1 protein-coding gene is annotated in these 350 nt (G+C 35.1%); it reads right to left on the reverse strand.

All coding sequences use genetic code 11. The features are described from left to right. The coding region (locus AB4Y77_RS23045; RefSeq protein ID WP_442015471.1) for a hypothetical protein at positions 1-312 on the reverse strand (312 nt) is incomplete at its 3' end. Positions 313-350: the final 38 nt, after the last annotated feature.

Here is a 350-nt window from a genome sequence, read left to right on the forward strand (position 1 = left end):
GAAGATGAGATCTTGATCCTGCTCTTCGATAACGAACTTATCTCGTTTTCCGAGACGGATTTTGGTATCCTTGTTCGTTTCCGTACTTGAAGAATCTACGACATCAAAATCTTTGAAATCAAACTCACGAGTAAACGATTTGTTACCATTCTCATCTTCAAGACCAATAACTAACTTGCGACCCTCTGTATTGGTCTCCATCAAAAGATTTTTAGTTAACTCATAATTAAAGGTGATCTTCAATTTTTCTCGGTCAAGCCATGTATTAATTTTATTAATAGATAAGGTATAAGGCAGCAAATCGATATTCATTAAATCATTCTTGACCTCAAAGTTTTCCAAAGGAAGCC

The sequence above is a fragment of the Paenarthrobacter sp. YAF11_1 genome, assembly GCF_052113445.1.
Lineage (GTDB): Bacteria > Actinomycetota > Actinomycetes > Actinomycetales > Micrococcaceae > Arthrobacter.